Source organism: Sulfolobales archaeon, assembly GCA_038881635.1.
In the GTDB taxonomy this organism is placed as follows: domain Archaea; phylum Thermoproteota; class Thermoprotei_A; order Sulfolobales; family AG1; genus WYEN01.
In genome coordinates, this window is record JAVZPJ010000018.1 from 1 (window position 1) to 5189 (window position 5189).

Annotated in this window: 7 protein-coding genes; 3 read left to right on the top strand and 4 right to left on the bottom strand. The window is 39.6% G+C overall.

Translation table 11 applies throughout. The features are described 5' to 3' along the window. Positions 1–49 precede the first annotated feature (49 nt). The 4 genes from QXS89_07240 to QXS89_07255 are packed head-to-tail and all read right to left on the bottom strand — an operon-like array spanning position 50 to position 2460. Positions 50–694 (bottom strand): energy-coupling factor ABC transporter ATP-binding protein, encoded by a 645-nt coding sequence (locus tag QXS89_07240; GenBank protein ID MEM3831967.1) that lies wholly within the window; start codon positions 692–694, stop codon positions 50–52. Next, positions 684–1331: an ABC transporter permease gene (locus QXS89_07245; GenBank protein ID MEM3831968.1), complete on the bottom strand. Its 648-nt coding sequence runs from the start codon at positions 1329–1331 to the stop codon at positions 684–686. Before QXS89_07245 ends, QXS89_07240 begins: the two co-directional genes overlap by 11 nt. Positions 1332–1378: 47 nt before the next feature. Further along, positions 1379–2299 carry a substrate-binding domain-containing protein gene (locus tag QXS89_07250; GenBank protein MEM3831969.1) on the bottom strand — a complete coding sequence of 307 codons (921 nt, stop codon included), beginning with the start codon at positions 2297–2299 and terminating at the stop codon, positions 1379–1381. 11 nt (positions 2300–2310) lie between these two features. Continuing rightward, positions 2311–2460 carry a hypothetical protein gene (locus QXS89_07255; GenBank protein MEM3831970.1) on the bottom strand — a complete coding sequence of 50 codons (150 nt, stop codon included), beginning with the start codon at positions 2458–2460 and terminating at the stop codon, positions 2311–2313. Positions 2461–2724: 264 nt separating this feature from the next. Here QXS89_07255 and QXS89_07260 point away from each other — a divergent pair, with 264 nt between their 5' ends. The 3 genes from QXS89_07260 to QXS89_07270 all read left to right on the top strand — a co-directional run bounded on the left by QXS89_07260 (position 2725) and on the right by QXS89_07270 (position 5154). Further along, a complete protein-coding gene (locus QXS89_07260) occupies positions 2725–3678 on the top strand; it encodes a glycosyltransferase (protein MEM3831971.1) in 954 nt (317 codons plus the stop codon). A 281-nt stretch (positions 3679–3959) separates the two neighbouring features. Continuing rightward, on the top strand, positions 3960–4223 hold the full coding sequence (locus tag QXS89_07265) for a hypothetical protein (GenBank protein MEM3831972.1): 264 nt from the start codon (positions 3960–3962) through the stop codon (positions 4221–4223). Between the two features lie 253 nt (positions 4224–4476). Then, positions 4477–5154: an IS607 family transposase gene (locus QXS89_07270; GenBank protein ID MEM3831973.1), complete on the top strand. Its 678-nt coding sequence runs from the start codon at positions 4477–4479 to the stop codon at positions 5152–5154. Positions 5155–5189 lie beyond the last annotated feature (35 nt).

The window sequence follows — 5189 nt, forward strand, 5'->3', positions numbered from 1 at the left end:
GTTGCGGTAGTTAAGTAGAGTAACTCTAGATCGCCTCGGTTATTAGGGGTTATGGCGTTGATAATGGTAGTTCTATTACTTGGTTCTTTATTTCATCGAGCTCTCTATACATATAATGTGTTGCAATTATGATCACCTTCTTCTTGGATAGTTCTACTATGTCTTCAAGTAGTATCCTGGTTCTACTCTTATCTAGGAATGTGAATGGCTCGTCTAGCAAAAGTACTTCTGGGTTTAATGATAATGCTCTTAGAATAGTTACAATCTTCGCCTGGCCAGCACTGATTCTGAGAGCGGATTCATTTCTAATGTTTAATATATTGTATCTCTTCATATGGTATTCAACTATTCTACTCCACTCTCGCGGATAAAGTGATCTAACTCCTAAGCTAATGTTATATTCTACACTACCTCTGAAAATAAGTGGTTTATCATGTACATATACTATGTTCTTCTTCAGATTTATTCTGAGACTTTCATCTCTCAAAGACCAGTAGTCAACTCCGTTAACTAGGACAAAACCTTTCGTCGGTTTAATCATTAGAGCAGTTATCTTCAGCAGAGTAGTTTTACCAGATCCATTAGGTCCTACCACAACATATACTCCTGGCTTGCTGAAAACAATATTTACATTCTTAAGAACATAGTTCACACCATCATAACTATGCCACACATCAACAAGTTTAAGCTCCATAAACACGTTCACCGAGCATTCTAAGAGGAATTATAATCAGCATAGTTATAGCGATGAGAACACAGCCTATCTGAATAGCATACTCGTAATTTCCGATAGAAGTCTGCAGAGCTATAGCTGTTGTCAACACGTTGGTATATCCTTCTATCCCACCACCTGCGATCAACGCTACACCGAGCTCGCCTATAGCTCTTGAAAATGAAGTGAGATATGATGAGATTAGAACAGGAGCTGTCTCTCTCAGCAATAAGGATCTCTCGTTCTTTCTTGGTAGACCTAGTGCTAGGATCAGCTCTCTTACATTATCTCTAGCATTCTGTAGATGTCTAAAGATAGAGATGAAAGCTATTGGAAGAGCTACGAGAGATTCGCCAATGATAATTGCTATCGGTGTGTAGAGCAGTCTTAATACTCCTAAAGGTCCTCTGGGGTAAAGCAATATATACATTAGCAGGCCAACAACAGTTGTAGGCACACCTACTAATGCCTCGAAAACACCTATCACTATACTCCTAGTCTTCACAGATGAGTCAAGCATTTTCAATGCTATGATCAGCGCTAGTATGAAGGAGAGAGCTGCAGCTGTTGAAGATATGTAAATGCTTCTAAGAGTTAGATCATATATAGATTCAGTCATAGAAAAACACCCTGCCCTCGATCAATGTATTAATAATGGTTTGAAAATTATCCTAGCCTTGAGAGAGTTTTCCACGCTGATAAAAGCATTTCTTCTCTATCATCAACAGGATTAAACAACCCGCTATACCTGCTTTCTATCAATTCCTGCCCCTCATGTGATAGATATATTTTGAGTTTAAGCGCGATAAAGTATACCTCCGGATTGCTACAGTATGGCGAGGTAGAGATATATATCGAGTATACATTCAGCAAGTGTTTAGGGTCTTCGAGAAGCACCGTTAGATCTCTTAACCTACCCTGTTTCACAAGACTTAGGTAGGTGCCTTTATCTGTCAATGTATAAGCACCTAGGTTTTCAGCCATTAAAAGAGTTTGCGCCATACCCTGACTCGATTTTAAATACCATTGCTCTCCTTCAGGGTTCAAGCCAGCCAGCTTCCATAGCTGAAGCTCTCTAACATTTGTACCCGACATATCACCTCTGCTCACGAATTTAGCCAAACCCTTCTCACCAGCTGCATATATTCTCTTAAAAGCATCTACAGCATCACTGGCTTCACTAACCTTCGCAGGATCGCTTCTCGGCCCAACTATTATGAACTCGTTGTATGCGAATATCATCAACCTCTCTATCAAGCCTTGACTCATATACTGATACTCCAACGGAGGAGCGTGGGTGAAACCAATACAAGCTGAGCCGTCAGCAAGTAGTCTAAGAGCTTCACCACTCCCCTTAGCGAGAATAGAAAATTCAACATTAACGCCAGTCTGGTTCCTCAGCCAATCTCTGAAATTCTCGAGAAGATCGTTGATTAATCCTGTTTGATAAAGAGAAGTCGTGGTAGCAATATTAACTCTAAAAGAGCTTGTTCTCTCAGAGATATAATTCTGCTTGACCACGACACCGATCAATGCTAGTACAAGTGCTATGATGATAGCTATTACAATTAGTATCTTAAGCTTCACACTATACCACCTCAACAAGGCAAGACATCATCTACGAGCTCAAGCCTTTTAATATGTAGAGCTATATCTAGACCTATACTTCTTCGAGTAGTGTTTTGAATGCTAGCGAATCTATCTTGTATCCTCATATTCTTAGTACTAGAGACAATGTTATTGCTCATACCACCACCTTCTCCAACGGTGTGTGTATAAAAACGGCTTATAAATCGCTGTAGAGGTTAAGGTGAGGAGAGGTATAGAACTTTTTATGTGAGTATACATGCACCTTCTAAAATCTCTTCATTAACTCCCGTGAATCATGAACATACTTTTCAAGGTCTGATTCGATAGCATTAGTCTTTGAGATTATAATTTTACGCTAAAGATTTATGGTCTTCGGTTTTAGGGTTATAAGAGGTGCGTCTGATAATACACTGTGAAGAAGGATGAAGAGCAGTCCTAGAGTTATCATTCGAAGGCTTCTAGGTAGGAGAGGTGTTTTCGCTCTTAGAAACATGATCTCTTCGATAGCCTTCTACACAGGTTTACGAGATGATCCTAGGAAGAAGCCTCAGGGGATTTCAGCTATGGTTGCCGTATATAATGAGGAAGACTGGATCGAGCCTTCTCTTCTGTCTATAAAGGATCTTGTTGACGAGTATATTGTAATGGATTCTTCTAATGATAATACTCCGAATATTATCATGAGACTTAAAAATGAGCTTGGTTTGAACATAAGATATCATAGAGTTCCTCAGGGTAGTATGACAGAGATAAGGAATGCAATCATTTCTAAAGCTAGTTATAGATGGATTCTTGTATGGGATGGAGATTTTGTAATGAGAGAAGATTCTACTAGCTTTATCAAGAACCTTATAGAGAATCTGGATCCTAGAAGGCATTACCTCATCTACTGGCCTTGGCTACTGCTCTGCGGCGATATCTACCACTTATGTAGCGAGAATCCCTACCACATCGAGCACTGGCTCTACACATACTCCGAGAAGCTGAGATATAAAGATGTGTATGTCAACGGGTTTCTAACAGACACACTAGTAGCACCTCTAAGACTTTATAAAGCAATCTACATAGATAAGATCCTCGGAGTACATCTAGCTCTCGTGAAAAACCCTGTAAGAATTGCTATTAGAGATCTCTGGCAGAAATACAGATCTGAGTTCTACGAAGTAGCAAGAAAAGGAGTTTCCTTCGAGGAATATGCTTCGGTGAAGGCTAGAGAGATTTACGGAACAGGAGATCTTAAGGAGGTCGGGTGCAGAATAATTAGAGACATGATCGAGAGACTCCCGAGATACGATGAATCAAAATATGGAGAGCTTCCAAACCTTGTAAAAAGATACTGGGAGAGTAGCAGAAATAAATGGTGCACTCAGCCATAGGCTTTGACACGGATCTTCTCTCATTCGATGAATTAGAGAAAGAGGTCGTAAAGCTAGATAGAGAGATTAAGAGATCTCTATGATAGAATCTTATCAGGAAAATCTTTTAGATCCTCTAAAGATCATGTTGAGAAAATAGTTAAAACTCTATTATAGTATTAGAAGCCTTGTATTCCTCTACCTCTTCTAAATAGTGAGGGTTTTATAGCTGGTTGTGAAGCTGATCTTCAAGCTCTTCTAGGTATGATCCTGGCGAGACTTGCATAGTAGGAGTGGGTGGATTGGAAGTTCTGCTTACTTTAGATCGGATAAAGCTCTCTTCTCTTAATATATCTATAGATATATCTAGGAGATCTACTGCCATAGATCATTTTGAAACATGGTGTGCTCACTCTCTTCAAGATGAGGTTGAGAAAGATGTGGCAACATTGATCTCTATAGATAGAAGTTTTAGAGGAATGATTATTGAAAGAGTTCTTATAGAAGCTTCTGAGGGATCATGGAGGAAGCATTTGGACTCAGATCCTTGCAAGTTTCGGGTTTAATGCTGGTAAGATACCTAGAATCGCTTTCTCGAATCATTGTCTACTAGTTTTCGGAGATTATGCTGAGATTCTAGGAGGTGTGGGAATTCTCCTCTGTTTTGATGTGAGATCATATTCTCAGCTTCTGAAGAGCTAGATTTCAGCTCTCCAGATCTCATAGATTTCTTATTGTAGCATGCAATCCTTAATATAATTAATCCCAGTTGAAATTCTGTGACTATTGAGGGTTAAATCCTGTGGGCAGGGGTTTTAAATGACTGAGAAGATGCTGAGACCTAGAGAAGCTTGTAAGATACTTGGTATAAACTATAGTACTCTCATTAAATGGATTAGAAGAGGTTATATCAGGGCTGTTAGAACTGCTGGTGGTAGGTATAGGATTCCGGAGAGCGAGATTGGAAGGATCCTCGGGATCAGAGGTGGAGAGAGTAGAGCTGTGATATATGCGAGAGTCTCATCAGATGTTAGAGCTGAGTATCTTGATAAACAAGTGAAGAAACTTCTAGACTACTGTAATTCTAAGGGTTATAAGATTGTAGATGTGATCAGAGATATATCACCTGGAGTTTCTGAGGAGAGAGTAGGGCTTAGAAAACTACTTGAGATGGCTTTTCTAAAGCATTTTGACGTGGTTGTTGTTGAGAGTAGAGAGAGGCTTGCAATGATCGGAGCAGGATTTCTAGAGCAGATCCTCAGCTATCTAGGGATCAGAGTAGAAGTGTTATCAGAAGAGGATCCAGAAGGATTACGCCAAGAGATCGTGGAAGATCTCATGAGAATCATAGAGATATTTGCTAGAAAAATCTATGGACCTAGAACTAGAAAATCTAAAGATCTTATAGAAGGCTTTAGAGTATTGCTAGAAGTAGTAGAGAGAGGAGAAGCTCCATGGGGTAAACGCAAGATACATAGCGATCTTGATACTGATTAGATGCTGTTCCGAGAGAATAATACTTTGAAGAGATC